19 protein-coding genes and 1 tRNA gene are annotated in these 15,100 nt (G+C 63.1%); 11 read left to right on the top strand and 9 right to left on the bottom strand.

Annotation, left to right across the window (positions count from 1 at the left end):
- Window positions 1–42: 42 nt before the first annotated feature.
- Complete coding sequence (locus HBF32_RS06705) at window positions 43–1,251, bottom strand: transglycosylase SLT domain-containing protein (protein WP_166698925.1); 1,209 nt, start codon at window positions 1,249–1,251, stop codon at window positions 43–45.
- The gene (gene gloB, locus HBF32_RS06700) at window positions 1,248–2,015 is read right to left on the bottom strand and encodes a hydroxyacylglutathione hydrolase (RefSeq protein WP_166698924.1); all 768 of its coding nucleotides are present in this window, start codon (window positions 2,013–2,015) and stop codon (window positions 1,248–1,250) included. The genes HBF32_RS06705 and gloB overlap by 4 nt, the downstream gene beginning before the upstream one ends.
- 165 nt (window positions 2,016–2,180) lie before the next feature.
- On the opposite strand from gloB, the gene HBF32_RS06695 reads away from it, so the two are divergent.
- Genes HBF32_RS06695 through dnaQ form a run of 3 tightly spaced genes read left to right on the top strand, consistent with a single transcriptional unit; the run spans window position 2,181 to window position 4,056 of the window.
- On the top strand, window positions 2,181–2,873 hold the full coding sequence (locus HBF32_RS06695; RefSeq protein WP_166698923.1) for a methyltransferase domain-containing protein: 693 nt from the start codon (window positions 2,181–2,183) through the stop codon (window positions 2,871–2,873).
- Window positions 2,874–2,881: 8 nt separating this feature from the next.
- Window positions 2,882–3,337: a ribonuclease HI gene (gene rnhA / locus HBF32_RS06690; protein ID WP_166698922.1), complete on the top strand. Its 456-nt coding sequence runs from the start codon at window positions 2,882–2,884 to the stop codon at window positions 3,335–3,337.
- Window positions 3,334–4,056, top strand: coding sequence for a DNA polymerase III subunit epsilon (dnaQ, locus tag HBF32_RS06685; RefSeq protein WP_166698921.1), 723 nt, complete (start codon window positions 3,334–3,336; stop codon window positions 4,054–4,056). The genes rnhA and dnaQ overlap by 4 nt, the downstream gene beginning before the upstream one ends.
- A 564-nt stretch (window positions 4,057–4,620) precedes the next feature.
- On the opposite strand, the gene HBF32_RS06680 is transcribed toward dnaQ, so the two are convergent.
- Entirely contained in the window at window positions 4,621–5,121 is a 501-nt protein-coding gene (locus HBF32_RS06680) for a tlde1 domain-containing protein (RefSeq protein WP_205287716.1), read from the bottom strand.
- Window positions 5,122–5,948: 827 nt separating this feature from the next.
- On the opposite strand from HBF32_RS06680, the gene HBF32_RS06675 reads away from it, so the two are divergent.
- Window positions 5,949–6,221, top strand: coding sequence for a hypothetical protein (locus HBF32_RS06675; protein WP_166698920.1), 273 nt, complete (start codon window positions 5,949–5,951; stop codon window positions 6,219–6,221).
- 60 nt (window positions 6,222–6,281) lie between these two features.
- Here HBF32_RS06675 and HBF32_RS06670 read toward each other — a convergent pair whose 3' ends face one another.
- A complete protein-coding gene (locus HBF32_RS06670; protein ID WP_166698919.1) occupies window positions 6,282–6,986 on the bottom strand; it encodes a PP2C family protein-serine/threonine phosphatase in 705 nt (234 codons plus the stop codon).
- A 146-nt stretch (window positions 6,987–7,132) separates the two neighbouring features.
- On the opposite strand from HBF32_RS06670, the gene HBF32_RS06665 reads away from it, so the two are divergent.
- Window positions 7,133–7,222: transfer RNA gene (locus HBF32_RS06665), tRNA-Ser, on the top strand.
- 228 nt (window positions 7,223–7,450) lie between these two features.
- Here the strand turns inward: HBF32_RS06665 and HBF32_RS06660 are convergent.
- Together HBF32_RS06660 and HBF32_RS06655 are read right to left on the bottom strand one after the other, a co-directional pair.
- A complete protein-coding gene (locus tag HBF32_RS06660) occupies window positions 7,451–8,065 on the bottom strand; it encodes a hypothetical protein (RefSeq protein WP_166698918.1) in 615 nt (204 codons plus the stop codon).
- A 5-nt stretch (window positions 8,066–8,070) separates the two neighbouring features.
- Entirely contained in the window at window positions 8,071–8,307 is a 237-nt protein-coding gene (locus HBF32_RS06655; protein WP_166698917.1) for a DUF2188 domain-containing protein, read from the bottom strand.
- A gap of 239 nt (window positions 8,308–8,546) precedes the next feature.
- On the opposite strand from HBF32_RS06655, the gene HBF32_RS06650 reads away from it, so the two are divergent.
- The 4 genes from HBF32_RS06650 to HBF32_RS06635 all read left to right on the top strand — a co-directional run bounded on the left by HBF32_RS06650 (window position 8,547) and on the right by HBF32_RS06635 (window position 11,384).
- Window positions 8,547–9,086 carry a GNAT family N-acetyltransferase gene (locus HBF32_RS06650; protein ID WP_205287715.1) on the top strand — a complete coding sequence of 180 codons (540 nt, stop codon included), beginning with the start codon at window positions 8,547–8,549 and terminating at the stop codon, window positions 9,084–9,086.
- Between the two features lie 55 nt (window positions 9,087–9,141).
- Window positions 9,142–9,663, top strand: coding sequence for a hypothetical protein (locus HBF32_RS06645; protein WP_166698916.1), 522 nt, complete (start codon window positions 9,142–9,144; stop codon window positions 9,661–9,663).
- A gap of 257 nt (window positions 9,664–9,920) precedes the next feature.
- Window positions 9,921–10,271, top strand: coding sequence for a DUF3147 family protein (locus HBF32_RS06640; RefSeq protein WP_166698915.1), 351 nt, complete (start codon window positions 9,921–9,923; stop codon window positions 10,269–10,271).
- Between the two features lie 120 nt (window positions 10,272–10,391).
- Complete coding sequence (locus HBF32_RS06635) at window positions 10,392–11,384, top strand: alpha/beta hydrolase (RefSeq protein WP_166698914.1); 993 nt, start codon at window positions 10,392–10,394, stop codon at window positions 11,382–11,384.
- Window positions 11,385–11,408: 24 nt separating this feature from the next.
- Here the strand turns inward: HBF32_RS06635 and HBF32_RS06630 are convergent, their stop codons facing one another.
- The 3 genes from HBF32_RS06630 to HBF32_RS06620 all read right to left on the bottom strand — a co-directional run bounded on the left by HBF32_RS06630 (window position 11,409) and on the right by HBF32_RS06620 (window position 12,641).
- On the bottom strand, window positions 11,409–11,915 hold the full coding sequence (locus HBF32_RS06630) for an acyl-CoA thioesterase (RefSeq protein WP_166698913.1): 507 nt from the start codon (window positions 11,913–11,915) through the stop codon (window positions 11,409–11,411).
- Window positions 11,916–11,946: 31 nt separating this feature from the next.
- On the bottom strand, window positions 11,947–12,231 hold the full coding sequence (locus HBF32_RS06625; protein ID WP_166698912.1) for a hypothetical protein: 285 nt from the start codon (window positions 12,229–12,231) through the stop codon (window positions 11,947–11,949).
- A gap of 167 nt (window positions 12,232–12,398) precedes the next feature.
- Window positions 12,399–12,641, bottom strand: a complete 243-nt coding sequence (locus tag HBF32_RS06620; RefSeq protein ID WP_166698911.1) for a hypothetical protein — start codon at window positions 12,639–12,641, stop codon at window positions 12,399–12,401.
- Between the two features lie 199 nt (window positions 12,642–12,840).
- Here HBF32_RS06620 and HBF32_RS06615 point away from each other — a divergent pair, with 199 nt between their 5' ends.
- On the top strand, window positions 12,841–13,752 hold the full coding sequence (locus tag HBF32_RS06615; protein ID WP_240147797.1) for a YihY/virulence factor BrkB family protein: 912 nt from the start codon (window positions 12,841–12,843) through the stop codon (window positions 13,750–13,752).
- Window positions 13,753–13,800: 48 nt separating this feature from the next.
- Entirely contained in the window at window positions 13,801–15,087 is a 1,287-nt protein-coding gene (locus HBF32_RS06610; RefSeq protein ID WP_166698909.1) for an Nramp family divalent metal transporter, read from the top strand.
- The last annotated feature ends 13 nt before the right edge of the window (window positions 15,088–15,100 follow it).

Below are 15,100 nucleotides of genomic sequence, written 5' to 3'. Positions count from 1 at the left end.
TGGAGGCTTGTCGCTCGATCGGGCGATAAGCCTCCAATGAAGTCACCGCGAAGCCGACAGCTTCAACACCTGTCCAGGCTGCACCGTCTTCGTCTGCAGATCGTTCCAGGTCATCAACTGCTCCACGCTGACCTGGTGACGCCGGGCGATCGACCACAGCGACTCGCCGCTGTTGACCTTGTAGAACACGATCCGCCGTTCGTCCTTCGCGGTGCTCTTCTTCGCCTTTCCCGATGCCTGAGTGGCCGCTGGTACGGAAGCCGCTACCGCGTCGGCGGCATCCGTCGACGACGCGACAGGGCCGAGCTTGTACTGGTCCGCCGCGGACTTCGGTAACAGCAGGCTGGAACTCACCGTGCCCTTGTTCGTGCGGTACGCGGGATTGAAATCGCGCAGATCGTCCATCGACAGGCCCGACTGCTTCGCCGCCTGGGCGAGCGACTGCGGATTGGACACCTGGACAACCTGCAGCGCATTCTCGGCATCGCGCTTGGGCAGCGAGACATTGAAGCGGGCAGGATCGCGCACGATGCATGCGATCGCCATCAGCTTCACGAGGTGATCCCTCGTGACGGCCTTCATCGGCACGTCGGGAAGGCCGTCGTCGTTCGTCGGGCCGCCGTGCCGGTCGAGCTTCTTCTTCAGCCCGAACTCGCCCGCGTTATAGGCCACGTCGACCAGGCGCCAGTCGCCCAGGTCGTCGTAGTAGCGACGCATCATGGTCATCACGGATTCGGTGGACTTGGCGATGTCCAGCCGCTCGTCGTAGTTCTTCTCCACGCGCAGGCCAAGCGTGCGCGCCGTCTGCGGCATGATCTGCCACATGCCCGCCGGGCGGTTCTTGTGGCCCGGCACGTGGCGGTACTGGCTTTCCACCCAGGGCAGCAGCGCGAACTCGCCGGCCACGCTGTGCTTCATGGCCGACTTGTGCGCGTAGACGATAAGCGGCAGCACCTCGTTCACGTGCTGCTCGAAGCGGTTGGGCGACCTCGTATAGGTGCGCGCCCAGGCCAGCACCTTCGGATCGGCCTCGCAGCCCGGCATGGCGAAGCTCTCGCGCATACCCGCCCAGAAGTCCGCTGGCTGCGCGGGGCGCAGGAGTTTCGGCGCCACGGCCACATCGTCCACCGGTGCGACGGGAGTCACCGTCGCAACCGGCTGTTGCGGCACCGGCTTCGGCGCCCCGCCGGCGCACGCCGTGAGGAAAAGCGGAATGAGGGTGGGCAGGAGCCGGCGGTTGAATACGTTCATGCGGTGAAGGTGTCCTTGGCCCGGCGCAGCGCGGCGAAGCGCTCCGTCCGCGTGGCATGGTCCTGGCCCTGGGCCTGGACCCAGCGGGCGATAGCCTCGCTGTCCACGCGCAGGAACGGATTGCTGGCGCATTCCTCGGCGAGGCGGCTCGGCACGCTGGGCCGGCCCTCCGCACGGAGGCGCGCCACCTCGTCCGAACGACGGCGGAGGTCGCCGTTGTCGGGATCGACGCTGAGCGCGAAACGGATATTGGCCGCCGTGTACTCGTGCGCGCAGCATACGAGCGTTTCCGGCGGCAGGCCGGCGAAGCGGTCCAGGGAGGCCAGCATCTGTTCCGGGGTGCCCTCGAACAGGCGCCCGCAACCGATGCTGAAAAGCGTGTCGCCGCAGAACAGGAAGCCTTCGCCGGCATACGCGATATGCGTGGCCGTGTGGCCCGGCACGGCCATGACCTTGAACGAGGCCTTCGGCGCATCCAGTGTGACCGTGTCGCCGTCCTCGACGATCTGGGTCTTGTAATGAATGCGGGTATCCAGCGGCGCGTAGACCTCGACGTCGTGCTTGCGCACAAGGTCGAACACACCGCCGATGTGGTCGTTGTGGTGGTGGGTCAGCAGGATGGCCGTCAGCCGCCAGTGGCGCTCGGCCAGCGCGGCTTCGACGGGGGCGGCTTCACCGGGATCCACGACGAAGGCGTTGCCTGCGTCGTCGGCGACCAGCCAGATGTAGTTGTCGCTCAAGGCCGCGACGGGGACCCAATGCATCGGGCTGGCTCCGTGACGTCGATAGGGCGCGAACACCCAAGGAATGGCCGCCGGGAAGGGTGCGAACCGGGCGGGGCGGCCGGACTATATCAGCCGGGTATATCTCGCTCGTTAGGAAGTCATTAACCGCTGTGGCGACCCCTAAACCGTTTAGACTCGATCCGCATGGTCCAGTTCACTCCCGACATCTACGCCACTCCGCAGATCGGCAAGCTCCTCGCCGATGAGACGCGCGTGCTCACGCCCCTGCTGGCCCGCTGCACGGGAGACCACGGCCTGCACCTCACAGCGGCCGCCCAGGGCGAGCCGCCGGCCATCCCGCTCCTGGGCCATTGGGCCACGCTGCGCGTTGCCGGAGCGGTCCTGGGCGGGGATATACGCGCCAGCGGCCTCGAAGCCCTGCCGTTCTCCGATGAATCCTTCGGTGTGGTCCTGTTACGCCACGCGCTGGAAACCACGGCCCGCCAGGACAACCTGCTGGACGAGGCGATCCGTGTCCTCGCGCCCGGCGGCATGCTGGCGATCACCGGCATCCATCCCGTGGGCCTGTGGTCGCCATGGGTGGCGAGACAGAGCCGCGGCATCCGTCCGCGTCTGACCTGGCCGTGGTGGTGGAGCCAGCGTCTCGTCCGCGACGAGTTCGAACTCTCGATGCCGCGCCGCGTGGGCAGCGCGTGGCCGCGCGCCGGTGGGGCCGCCGTCGGCGAGTCGCTGGTGGGCGGCGGTTACCTCCTCGTGGCGCGCAAAAAACGTCCGGCAGCGGTACCCTTGCGCCCCCGCGCCGTCGCCGTGCCCACACCGATCCCCGGTACGCTGGCCTCCGGCGCGCGCCGCAATGCCCGTGAATCGATAACCTGATTGAGTCCATGACCGATACCGTTGAAGCGTTTACCGATGGCGCCTGCCTGGGCAACCCCGGCCCCGGCGGCTGGGCCGCCCTTCTGCGCGCGAAGGGCATCGAGAAGATGCTCTCCGGCGGCGAGGCGGAGACCACCAACAACCGCATGGAAATGATGGCGGCCATCAGTGCGCTCGAAGCGCTCACCCGGCGCTGCAACGTGCACCTCATGACGGACTCGAAGTACGTGATGCAGGGCGTGCAGGACTGGGTACCGAAGTGGCGCCTCAACGGTTGGAAGACGGCCGACAAGAAGCCGGTGAAGAACCAGGACCTGTGGATCCGCCTCGACGCGGCGGCGGCCGCGCACACCGTCACCTGGGAATGGGTGAAGGGTCATAACGGCCATGTGGAAAACGAGCGCGTGGATGTCGCCGCGCGCGACCAGGCCATCATCTACAAGGCGAAGGGGAAGGTGGCATGAGGCAGATCGTGCTGGATACGGAAACCACGGGCCTCGAAGCACACCTCGGTCATCGTCTCATCGAAATCGGCGCGGTCGAAATGGTTGGCCGCCGCCCGACCGGGCGCACTTTCCACACGTACCTCAACCCCGAGCGGGCCATCGACGAAGGCGCACGCGAAGTCACCGGCATCCAGGACGAGTTTCTGCTCGACAAGCCGTTTTTCCGCGACAAGGTGGACGAGTTTCTCGATTTCATCCGCGGCGCGGAACTCATCATCCACAACGCGGCGTTCGACGTGGGCTTCATCAACGCCGAATTGAAACTCGCCGGCGCGCATTACGGCCAGGTCACCGACCATGCGACGGTGCTCGACACGCTGCTGATGGCGCGTGCCATGTATCCCGGCCAGCGCAACAGCCTCGACGCGCTATGCAAGCGCCTGGGCGTGGACAACGCGCACCGCGACCTGCACGGCGGCCTGCTCGACGCGCAGCTGCTGGCGGACGTCTACATCGCGATGACCTCGGGCCAGGTGGCCCTGGACTTCGCGTTCGACGCGGGCGCCGACAACCGCGGCTCGAACATCCTCGGCGACATCGTCATCACCCGCCGCCCGGTCGTGCTGCGCGCCACGGATGAAGAACTGGCATTGCATTCGAACCGCCTCGACGCGATCGACAAAGCCGCCGGCGGCCAAAGCATCTGGCGCAAACTCGAATCCGACACGGTCCATTGATCGTCGTCCCTGCGAAGGCAGGGACCCAGCGACTTAAGGCCCGAAGGCGCGCCACGCGCCACGCAATCGGTTGGCCCGCTAACGCGGGCCCATGTTTTTAAGCGGCTTCCGCCGCATAAAGCTACAGGCTCGGCTTCCGCCATCGCACCCACGCATGAACGTGGCGGCAAGGAGCCGCCGCGCGCCCTTTTTCTCGCTAAGTCCTCGTCCGGCCTACGCCTCCCTGCGGAATCGCTCAAAAAAGGACACCCGACGTCTCCTTCCACCGATACGGTGTCGTGTGGAAAGAGCCAAGGCAGAAGCGGACTTCGCATGCGGACTGGGCATCCAGCCATCGTGTTCAACAGCGAGGTTTATTGATCCAACGCCATGCAAGCCAGCCAACCAACAGGACGGCTCCGTCAAACATTGCGAGAACGGGGACAGGGTTGCTCCACTTGTCCATGTTCGTCGTTCTATCGAAGTACGGTGGGCCGTCCCCGAAATACTCGTTGTAAACCTCGACATTCAGGATCGCGACGATCAAGACGACGCCAAGACCCAGCAAATATAGAGACAGCTTCCTCATGTTCGATGCTGCAAGTTGTAGTTCACCGTCAGGATGCAATAAATATTTTCTCTTCCATCGACCTTCTCTTTCAGGTCTTTCGCAAATCGGTCCATGTGACCCCACAAATCTATGCACCCCGCGCTTCCCGGTGTGGTGCCGCCATGGATGAAGAATCCGCCACGTCCGTGGGTTTCTGTCTCTGGAAAGGGATGGATGGTGAGCCTATGATTTCCCCAAGCGGATCGGGATACCGGCCGGTACCAAGCGTTGGACCATAATTCCGCAGGCGCTACCCAATACACGCCTTCAGGAATAGGCCCTTCGTTGCTCAGGCGCTGGCGATCGACGGCATACCTGAAACCATCTGACGTCAAGCGTCCCGAGACGGCTGGGTAGCAAAGCCCAAATCCCGGCATCTTGAGCCATCCACCATTGAACTCGAGCCGAAGATGGCTTCGCACACCCGCGAGGGAGGCCGGCCACCCACGTTCGGCGGAATAACGGGTTGCATTCATTGAGTTTCGCTCCTCATTACCAGCGGGCAACGGTAGGGGTTGAGGGCTCTTTCTCATATAGGGAAATTCTGAATTTTTGCGCCGAAGGCCATAGCTCACCGCGAAGCACGTCGACTTGCGATATCAATCGCGCGATGAGCAAAACGCTCTCGCGTGCAAGAGCGTGATCCGGTGACGACACGAAGGACTGGCTACCTTGGGTAGTAACGCGCTTGTGCGCGAAGGGCGCGATCAACTCTCGACTACGAATGATCGTAAAGCCGATGACAGCAGGGCGCGCTCACAGGTCGAGCGTGCATTTATGCTGTTGCCAAGCTTCAGTAGCGCCTACAGACAACAGGGAATTCGTTTGCTACCTTCGGGCCGTTGCCTGCGCTGTCGACACACGAAAACGCTACGCAGGCAACCATCGCTCAATGCGGTGAGAAGCGCGAACCGAAGGTGCCGTTAACACCTCCGGCTCGCTGACCAAAACCAACCTCGACTTTAAGGAGCATTGATCTTGGCTACCCCCGATCATACGGCACGCCCGCGCCCACCGGACCTTCCGGGCAGCACCCTCAACCTGTAAGGCTTTCTGCCGAACAGGCGGAGGCGGTTGCAGAACCGCGGTGTTTGTCGTCCGCATGAGATATTTCTTGGTCGCCTCATAAGCCGGCGCGTTCCTTTGCGCGTCGGTGGCGGCGACAGACACCGCTCATTCGTCAATCACGCCGTCCGGTTCCCCCAAGGTGCCGGTGAAGCCTCGTGGTCCCTATGGTCCGCGGCGCGTCGATGTCTGGCGCGCCGCGTTTGACCGAGGCGGCGGCGTAAGCAAGGAGCAAGCGATGACCGACAACAACGAACTCGAACTGGATCCCGGTGCGACGCCGCACGATCTGCTGAATCTGGCGACCGAATGGCTGCAGTACTCGAAAGGCATGACCGAACTGCTGGCCGAACTCGTGCACGAGTCGGACACCGTGAACCCGCAGCAGATGGCGATGGGCCTGGAGGCGGTCGGCAAGATGACCGGCACAGGCTTGCAATGCGTAAGCGCGGCTCATGCGCGAATGCAGTGGGCAGAAGCCAAGGCAAGAAAAGAACTGAAGCTGGTTTGACCGTGCAAGCCGCCCCACGTCGTGCCTGCGCAGGCAGGCACCCGGCGACTCCGCGCTACTTCACCCAGCAGCCCGCAGCAAAATGGCCGTAACGTTATCCCGCCCATTCCCGCTCAACGCTTCGAGCAGGAGATGATCGATGCACTCCTGTGCAGCGATATCCGTACGCGAAACAATCTCCGCAATGCGCCGGTCGTCGACCTCGTCGGTGAGGCCATCCGTACACAACAGAAGACGCATACCGGCCGTAAGTTCGCCGCGAGCCAGGCCGATGTGCAACTGGTCCGGCGAGGTGATCCCGAGCGCCTGGGTCAGCACGCTGCGCTGCGGGTGGATGCGCGCCTGGGCCTCGGTCAGTTCGCCGGTTTCAACCAGCGCCTCCACGATGGAATGGTCGTGCGAAAGCCGCTGCAACGAACCGTCCCAGCGATAGATCCGGCTGTCGCCGACCCAGGCGGCCTCATAGTGCTGCCCGGTGATCCGCACGGCGGCGATGGTCGTCCCCATCGGACGGGATTCGGCAAGCCCGCTGGACCGGGCGATCAGCGCCTCGTTCACCCGCTGGATGGCGTCCACCAGCGACTGCCCGGCGGCCACCTGCGCCACCACGCCGTCCCGCGCCGTGGCCGAAGCCACCTCGCCGTGCCGATGCCCGCCCATGCCGTCCACCACCAGGAACAGCCCGAGGCCGGCGTCGGCGTAGTAGGTATCCTCGTTGCGCGTGCGGCGGAGCCCTGTGTGCGTGCCGTGTCCGAACTCGATCATGTGGGCCTTGGGAGAGCTGGGGGAGGGCGCCATACGCGCCCGGATGCCCCGGCAGGATGCCCCATCGAAACCCTGTTGTCACGGCAGGGAAGACCCACTATGATTGCGGGCCCGGCAAGGCTCAAACCTTGCCGTCGACCGTTCACGGAGAGGTGGCAGAGTGGTCGAATGTACCTGACTCGAAATCAGGCGTACGTGTAAGCGTACCGTGGGTTCGAATCCCACCCTCTCCGCCAGAAACAGTAAGTTACGAGGCCTCGCAGCGATGCGGGGCCTTCGTTTTTCGGCTCACCCTAAAAATCGACCTGAATTGAAGCGTCGACGGGTTGCCTCTTGTACCCCTCGATTCGCACTTAAGTCGCACTTAAGCACAGGAGCGGGAGGCAGGATGAGCCGTATGCGGCCATACGCGCCGCCTGGGGTGTGGCGAGGATTTGCAGAGATACGAACCTTGCCCTTGGCCGTTATCGATTTTCCGATACCCAGCTCTCCATGCATTCAATCAGCTCAGGGATGGGCAGATTGTCGACGTCTTCCCTCGAGAACCCTTTTCCCCTCAGATCGTCAAAATTGGCTGCGGTGAAGTCGGTGAATGCCCCGGATATTCTTGCTGGCCCGGCGGCCTGCAACTTGCACGTGGTCTTGAGCCAGTTGCGGACAATTTCGATGACCTTGTAGGGACTGTTGTCGTGGTGTTCTATGTCCATCCCCGAAAGATCCGAGAGCGCCGCCTTATATCTATGTCTCTCTGCTTCCAGAACCAGCGATCGCTTGTTCTTCAGATCGCCGCGCCCGAATTTTCTGCATCCGAAATCGATGCCTAGTTCGAAGGGCATGTTCAGCCGAAAGAGTTCGCCGATCGTTCTTGCTTCGATTCGCGATAGGTCATGAATGGAGTACTTCGATTCGCGGATCAAACCGACGATTTTATCGAGTCGTGCTTCGCCGGCGTCCAATGCCTCGAGAGCAATTCTTGGCTTCATGCCCAGATAAACGACCGTAAATATGAGTGGGCGTAGCAAGGAGAAGTATTCATCATCAAAGGGGCAATTGATAAAGACGTTGTCCTCGAACGCCATCGAAATCACCTCTTCTTTGACGCTTGGCCGGCAGTGGAATCCTGGTAGCTCATCTTGTTCTTGATCGAGCCATCGCGGCCGTGGACATAAAGAGCGGTGCCGTCCTTCTTTGCCAACGCCCGGCCGTAACTCACGGCTTCCGCTTGGGTGTCGAACGTCCGTGAAGCCCGCGACGAGCCTGACTTTCTTACTAGCCATCCACCTGACGAGCTAGGGGTAACGTGTTTGTTGGCTTTCTTCATGCGGCACCTAGTCACCTGCCAAACGCCAAGGGTGGCGCGACTATTTGTTTTGCCATGATAGAACAAGATGTCACCTGCGCGACGTCATCTCGTCGTGCTGGTAGATAGGCCGAGGCCTCACTGCGTGTGGGTGTGCCTCTATGTCATGATTTGGACTGATCCAGACTTTGGAGCTCAAAGGGATGGGGCGGGAGTGCAAACAAGTTCATGGGTCTTCCCTGCCGACGAGAGCCTGTGGCATGACCGCCGCTGGAAGCGTCATGGAGACGGCGCGACTTCAACTGCGGCCGGTCAGAGCCGCCGACGCCACGCGTCTCTTCGCCATCTATGGGGATTTGGCGACGCAGCGGTTCAATCCGGCCGGGCCGCTACCGGATCAAGCGGCCGCCGATCAGCTGCTGGCGCGTTGGCTCACCGATTGGGCCGAACTGGGATTCGGGCAATGGGCGGTCAGCGAACACGGGGCACCCGATCACATCCTCGGTTTTGGCGGCTTGTCGCGCCTGGCTTACGGCGAGAGGACCTTGCCCAACATGGGCTATCGGTTCGCCGTGGAAGCCTGGGGTCGGGGTCTGGCTACCGAATTGGCGAGGGCGGCAGTCGCTTGGGCGTTCGGACCACTGGCTCTCGATGAGGTCTATGGCCTTGTTCGGCCGACACATACAGCGTCCATCCGTGTGCTGGAGAAAGTTGGCATGACCAAGATCGGTACCTTGAATGATGCCGCTCCGGCAAGTCTGATATACCGTTCGACGGCACTCGGGACCTGTATGCGCTGAGCATCGGGGCAGGTCTTGGTATGCGCAAAGATGAAGTCGATAGAAAGGGGGCGGGATGAAAACGTCAGAAGAATTCGCACAGGAGTCGAGTCAGCATGAGGACACGTCGATCCTGCCGTCAAAGAAGGAAAAAAAGCCGGTAGCGATCATCGTCACCATGCTCTTCGCTGCGCTCATACTGATGACTGACGGGTTCGGTTTCATCCGTCTCCTCTTCTCCATACGGACGTTGTCGGACAGAAGCCTGATGTTCCATCTGACGGGTTTCCTTACCGGGCAGCTTATCGCGATGGTTTTTACCGCCGCCGTGCTCGTCGCTTGCATCAGGCGACCAGTCTGGGGACGGATCGTCTCCATGGTGTTCGCTGTGGCGTTCGGCATCCTTTGTATCGCCACGCTGCTTTCTCCGAACCCTGATCCGGTCTTCAAGATCGCACCGGGGGCAGAGGAAGAAGGGGCCTACATGGCTCGCGCGTTGCTGTGTCTCGGCGTGGTGGCGTATGTGTGGTCGATGACCTTCGGCGCGAGGACCAAGGCTTACTTCGCGGAAGCGCGAACAGACTCGACACGACAGTAAGAGATATTCACGCGGAGATTTCGTGTTGTTGGCCTGTTTTTTAGAAGGGCCATTGCGTGCAGCATTCGACGTGACGACCCGGACCACACACGGTGGCGAACCGGAGAGAAGTGCCTTGACCCCAGACTCGATCAGGAACACTTTCAGCGTGTATTAGGGATTCTGATTTTGTCCCCCGGTCCCATGCATCCTCCCCTCTCCAGAATCGTACGACCGCCATATACTAGCTAGGGACTATAGTTGACCGGAGCCGCCTCGTGCCTTGGATCCTCACCAAATACGCGATCACCGCCGCGATCGTCGTGGCGGTGTCGGAGATCGCCAAGCGCAGCGACCGCCTCGGTGCGCTGCTGGCCTCGTTGCCGATGGTGACGCTGTTGGCGCTCACCTGGCTCTATGTCGAGAAGCAACCGGCGGAGAAGATCGCCAACCACGCGTGGTACACGTTCTGGTACGTGGTGCCCACGTTGCCGATGTTCCTCGCGTTCCCACGTTTGCTGGCTCGTTTTGGCTTTTGGCCCGCCCTCGGTTTGAGCGCCCTGATCACGGTGTTGTGTTTTGCCTTGTTTGCGTGGGCTGTGCGGCCGTGGGGTATCAAGCTGCTTTAAGCGTGCGCTGAGAGTTTGCGAAAATCGCACCCTTCCATGACTCTTGTTCATGGAAGGGTCTTGGGAATCAACAGGGGGAAAGACATGCGGCGAGCCATTGCCGGATTTTTCGTGTGTGCGATGACGACATGGGGCTTGGCCCAGGCGGCCAGTACAAAGCCGCCGGTGATCGACAACCCGGTGTACGCCCATCCGGCTCGCCTGGTCGATATCGGTGCCGGCCAACGCCTCAACCTGTATTGCCTCGGGTCCGGGTCCCCGACGGTCGTGATGGACGCGGGCATGGGCGATTCCATGATTTCCTGGGCCCTGGTCCAGCCGGTCTTGGCCCAAGGCACCCGGGTCTGCTCATTCGACCGTGCCGGCCTCGGCTTCAGCGATGCGGCCCGCCGTCCCGGTACACCGGTCAACCAGTCGGAAGATCTGCATGCCTTGCTTCATGCCGCGAAGATCAAGCCGCCTTACGTCCTGGTGGGCCACTCGCTGGCTGGGCTTAACGTGCGTGTCTTCGCCGATAAATATCGAAGCGAAGTCGTGGGCATGGTGATCGTCGATGGGTCCCACGAAGACCAGTCATCGGAGGGGTGGGCTCTCGCCAAACCGGGCGACAAGGCAAAGTACGAGCAAGGCCTGAAGGATCTGCATGCCTGTATCGCCGCCGCGCGGCAGGGGCTGGTGAAGGGTACGAAGATGTTCGAGACGTGCGTGGGAGATACCGACGACCCGCGCTTCAGTCCGGCCATCAACAAGGCCCAGGAGACCTATGCGGTTACCGAGCGCTGGCAGGCCGCCGTGGCATCCGAGCGCGAGAACGTCTTCTACGCCAGTGCCGAGGAAACCCGGAAGACGCGCACCGACTTCGGCGACATGCCGATCATCGTGCTCACGCATTCGCCGTTCCCCAAGCGTAGTGACGAGTCGCAGGAGGAACGTAACCTCAAGACGCTGTCCTGGGAGGGGTTGCACCTGAGGGTGGCGGCCATGTCGACGCGGGGCATCAACGAGATCGTCCCCGATGCCGGGCACTACATTCAGTACGACAAGCCGCAGGTCGTCATCGATGCGGTGAACCAGGCCGTGCGGATCGGTCGGACACAGTCGACGCGTCGATGACGATCACGGCGAAAGCGGCCAAGCTCAGGCGGCGGGTTCCGCCGCCTTCAGCGCCTTCGCCAGCCGACTGGCACGCTCCTGCAGGCTTTCACCCGGCGCGGCCTGCGGCAGCACCAGCCGCTTGAACGAATCGATGAAGCTGTCCGGATGTTCGCAACGCCGGCCTGTCCTCACATCGATGGGAGTGAAGCGGCTCCACAGCATCGCCTTCAGCTGCGTGCCTTCGGCATTCAGCATGGTCATTTCCACCCACAGCCGATTCGCATCCATGGCGATCAGCGAGGAACGGATCACGATGCGCTCGTTGTAGTTCGCGGGGCGCACATACACGATGTCGTGACCGCTCACGACCCAGCCGAGTCCCTCCTTGGCATAGTCAGCCAGGTCCATGTCATACGTGTCGCGAAGGTGATCCTCGCGTGCGTTGATGAAGTAATCGATATACCGCGCGTTGTTCAGGTGCCCGAACGGATCGCAGTCGCTGAAGCGGACGATGTAGGACGATTCGGGTACGAGTTCTTCGAATGACATGGCAGGCCTTCAACACCCCGGAGCGCAGCGGTCAGGATAAGTTCCGTCGCCCTATCGCGTCCACGTGCCGCGTGATTTCCTCGACCGCCGGGGCATAGACCGATGGCGACACGTCATCGTTGAAGCCAAGCCGTTCCAGCAGTCCCGCCGCCAGATGCGCGAGCCTGTCGAAGCCGTGCCGTCTGGCCCGAATGGCGATCGAACACGCACGGAACCGCACCTCGGCCAGGTCGCCCTGGTCGACCGCTTCGCCCATGGCCGTCGAATCGAGGATCAGATCCATCCAGGCCATCACCCATTCCGCCGAGGCGTCCATACAGATCCATTCGTTGCCTTCCCAGCGTCGAATGATGGACGTTGCAGGTGAAGATGCCGAAAACGTGCCTTGCAAATCGTGAGGGGACGTTCAGCGTCGCATCGCGCCCTAAGCGATGGCGCGTGCAGCGAGCGTGGTCGTCGTGTCGATGGGGGCGGCGGGGGCGCTCACGCGTCGAGGGGGTCGTGGTCGTGCAACTCGTCCATCCACCCGCGCCGACGGTGCAGCGCCCATTCCACGTGCTCGGCGAAGAGCACGTCGATGGGGGCGCCGTGGTCCATCGCGGCGAGGCGTTGCATCGTGACATTGCCGAGGTGCTGGGCCTGTTCCTCGTAGCCGACGATGCCTTCCCGCTCCAGCTGGCGCAGGACGGAACGCAGGTTGATGTGACGGGCGGTCTGGATGGGCATGGGCGATCGCCGCTGGGCAACTGTTCGGATCATCGGCAGCGCTCGAAAGAACTTGAGATGTGATCGTGGCCGTGACGCGGACGCGACGGTACGCCGAATCGGTGCGGGCGACGCTAGCCCCTCCAGTGCGACGCTTATGCACACGGGACTCACCCATGAACTCCGCTGACCCCGGCTGCCGCGAATGCGAGGAACGTCAATGATGAGGGTCCTGCGCGGCATCAAGCGAACCGTCATGTCGGCGGTGGAGGGATTCAGCGACGACGAGCTCATCACGCGGGCGGCGGCGCTATCGTTCTATGCCGCGCTGTCGTTTGCCCCCTTGCTGCTCCTGCTGGTGTGGCTCGTGTCCATGCTGCACCCGGCATGGCGGGGAGAGTTGTCCGTCGCGCTGGCGGGCGTGGTTGGCGAGCGTGCAGCCGAGGCGCTCAACGTCGTGATCGACAGCGCGAAGTCGCATCCGAAGCTGGGTGACCTGGCCGGCATCATCGGCATCGGCGTGACCTTGTTCGGCGCGTCCGCCGTGTTCGCGCAGCTGCAAGGCACGCTTGATCGCGTATGGCGGGTGAAGGCCAAGCCGGGCGAAGCGGTCGGCGCGTGGTTGCGGGCGAGGGCGCGGGCCTTCGCCCTGCTCGGCGGCATCACCTTCATGCTCATCATTTCGTTCATCGTCAGCGCGCTCATCCAGGCCCTGGTGCGCGGCGACGGCGTCGTCTGGAAGGTGCTGGAGTACGCGATCTCCGTGTTGGTCTTCGTAAGTGCCTTCGGCGCCATGTACAAGGTGTTGCCCGATGCGCTGATCGACTGGAGCGAGGCACTCATCGGTGCCGTGCTGACCACGGTGCTCTTCCTGGCGGGCAAGTTCGCCATAGGTCTGTACATCCAATACGCGGACGTCGGCGGCGCCTACGGTCCCGCAGGTGCCTTCATCGTGCTGCTTACGTGGACCTATTACTCGTCGATCATCGTGCTCATGGGCGCAGAGCTTACCCGCGGCGTGGCGGATGCGCGCGGCAAGCCGATCCGGCCCAGCGATCACGCGGTACGCATCGAGCCGGCGCCCGCGGAACTGCCGGACGAGGCGCCCGCCAGGCCCGTGGGGCGGCTGTAGTATGGTGACCGCAAGCGGCGGCGCCGTAGCCGCCTCGGGACCGTGAGCATGCTCCAGAAGGTGTCCCCGGAGCGGCACGAAGAACCGGCCATGCGCGAGGTGCTCGACGGGCGCCGGCGGGGCCTTGCTGGCCTTTTGCCTTTCGCGGGGCCCGCCATCGTGGTCTCGGTGGCTTATATCGACCCGGGCAATTTCGCGACGAACATCCAGGCCGGCGCGCGGTACGGCTATGGCCTGCTGTGGGTGGTGGTGCTCGCCAATCTCGTGGCGATGCTGTTTCAGAGCCTTTCGGCGCGGCTGGGCATCGTCACCGGGCGCAACCTCGCCCAACTCTGTCGCGAGCACTTGCCGAGGCCGCTCGTCTACCTGATGTGGGTGGTGAGCGAACTGGCCGCCATGGCGACGGACCTGGCCGAGTTTCTCGGCGGAGCCATCGGCCTTGCCTTGCTTTTCCACCTGCCGCTGCTGGTGGGCATGGGCATCACCGCGATCGTCACCTATGGACTCCTGCTGCTGGAGGGCAAGGGCTACCGCCGCCTCGAACTCGCCATCGGCGCGATGGTCGGCGTGGTCGGCCTGTCGTATCTCGCGGAGCTGTTCATCGCGCCGGTCGGCTGGACGTCGCTGGCGGAGCAGATCTTCGTTCCCCATCTGCCCGACAGCATGGCGATCGCCATCGCGGTGGGCATCATCGGCGCGACGGTGATGCCGCACGCCCTGTTCCTGCATTCCGGGCTGACCGAGCGCCGCGCGCGTCCGAAGACGGGCGACGAGCGCCGCCGGATCATCCGCCTGTCGAACCTGGAAGTGGTGCTGGCGCTGTCCGTGGCGGGACTTATCAACCTCGCCATGGTGGTGATGGCGGCCGGTGCGTTCCACGGCAGTCATCCGGACGTGGCGAAGATCGAAACCGCCTACCAGACCCTGGTGCCGCTGCTGGGCGGGGCGGCGGCGACGATTTTCCTCGTATCGCTGATCGCGTCGGGGTTTTCCAGCTCCGTGGTCGGCACGATGGCCGGACAGATGATCATGCAGGGCTTCGTCGCCTTCCATATCCCGCTGTGGCTGCGTCGCGCGATCACGATGCTGCCGAGCTTCGCCGTGGTCATCGCCGGCGTGGATGCCACGCGCGCGCTGGTGATGAGCCAGGTGGCGCTGAGCATCGCGTTGCCGTTTCCCATGATCGCGCTGGTCTGGTTCACCAGCCGGAGCGACCTCATGGGCGCCTTCCGCAACCGCGTGCCGGTGACGGTGGCCGCGGTCGCCGCCGCCATGGTGGTGCTGGGCCTCAACGTGGTGCTCCTGCTGGACGTGTTCGGGGTCGTCTCGCTCTAGGGACCAAAATGCT

The organism is Luteibacter yeojuensis, from assembly GCF_011742875.1.
Classification (GTDB): Bacteria; Pseudomonadota; Gammaproteobacteria; order Xanthomonadales; family Rhodanobacteraceae; genus Luteibacter; species Luteibacter yeojuensis.
Note: the sequence above shows the minus strand (reverse complement) of the source record. Positions and strands in the feature narration are given on the sequence as shown.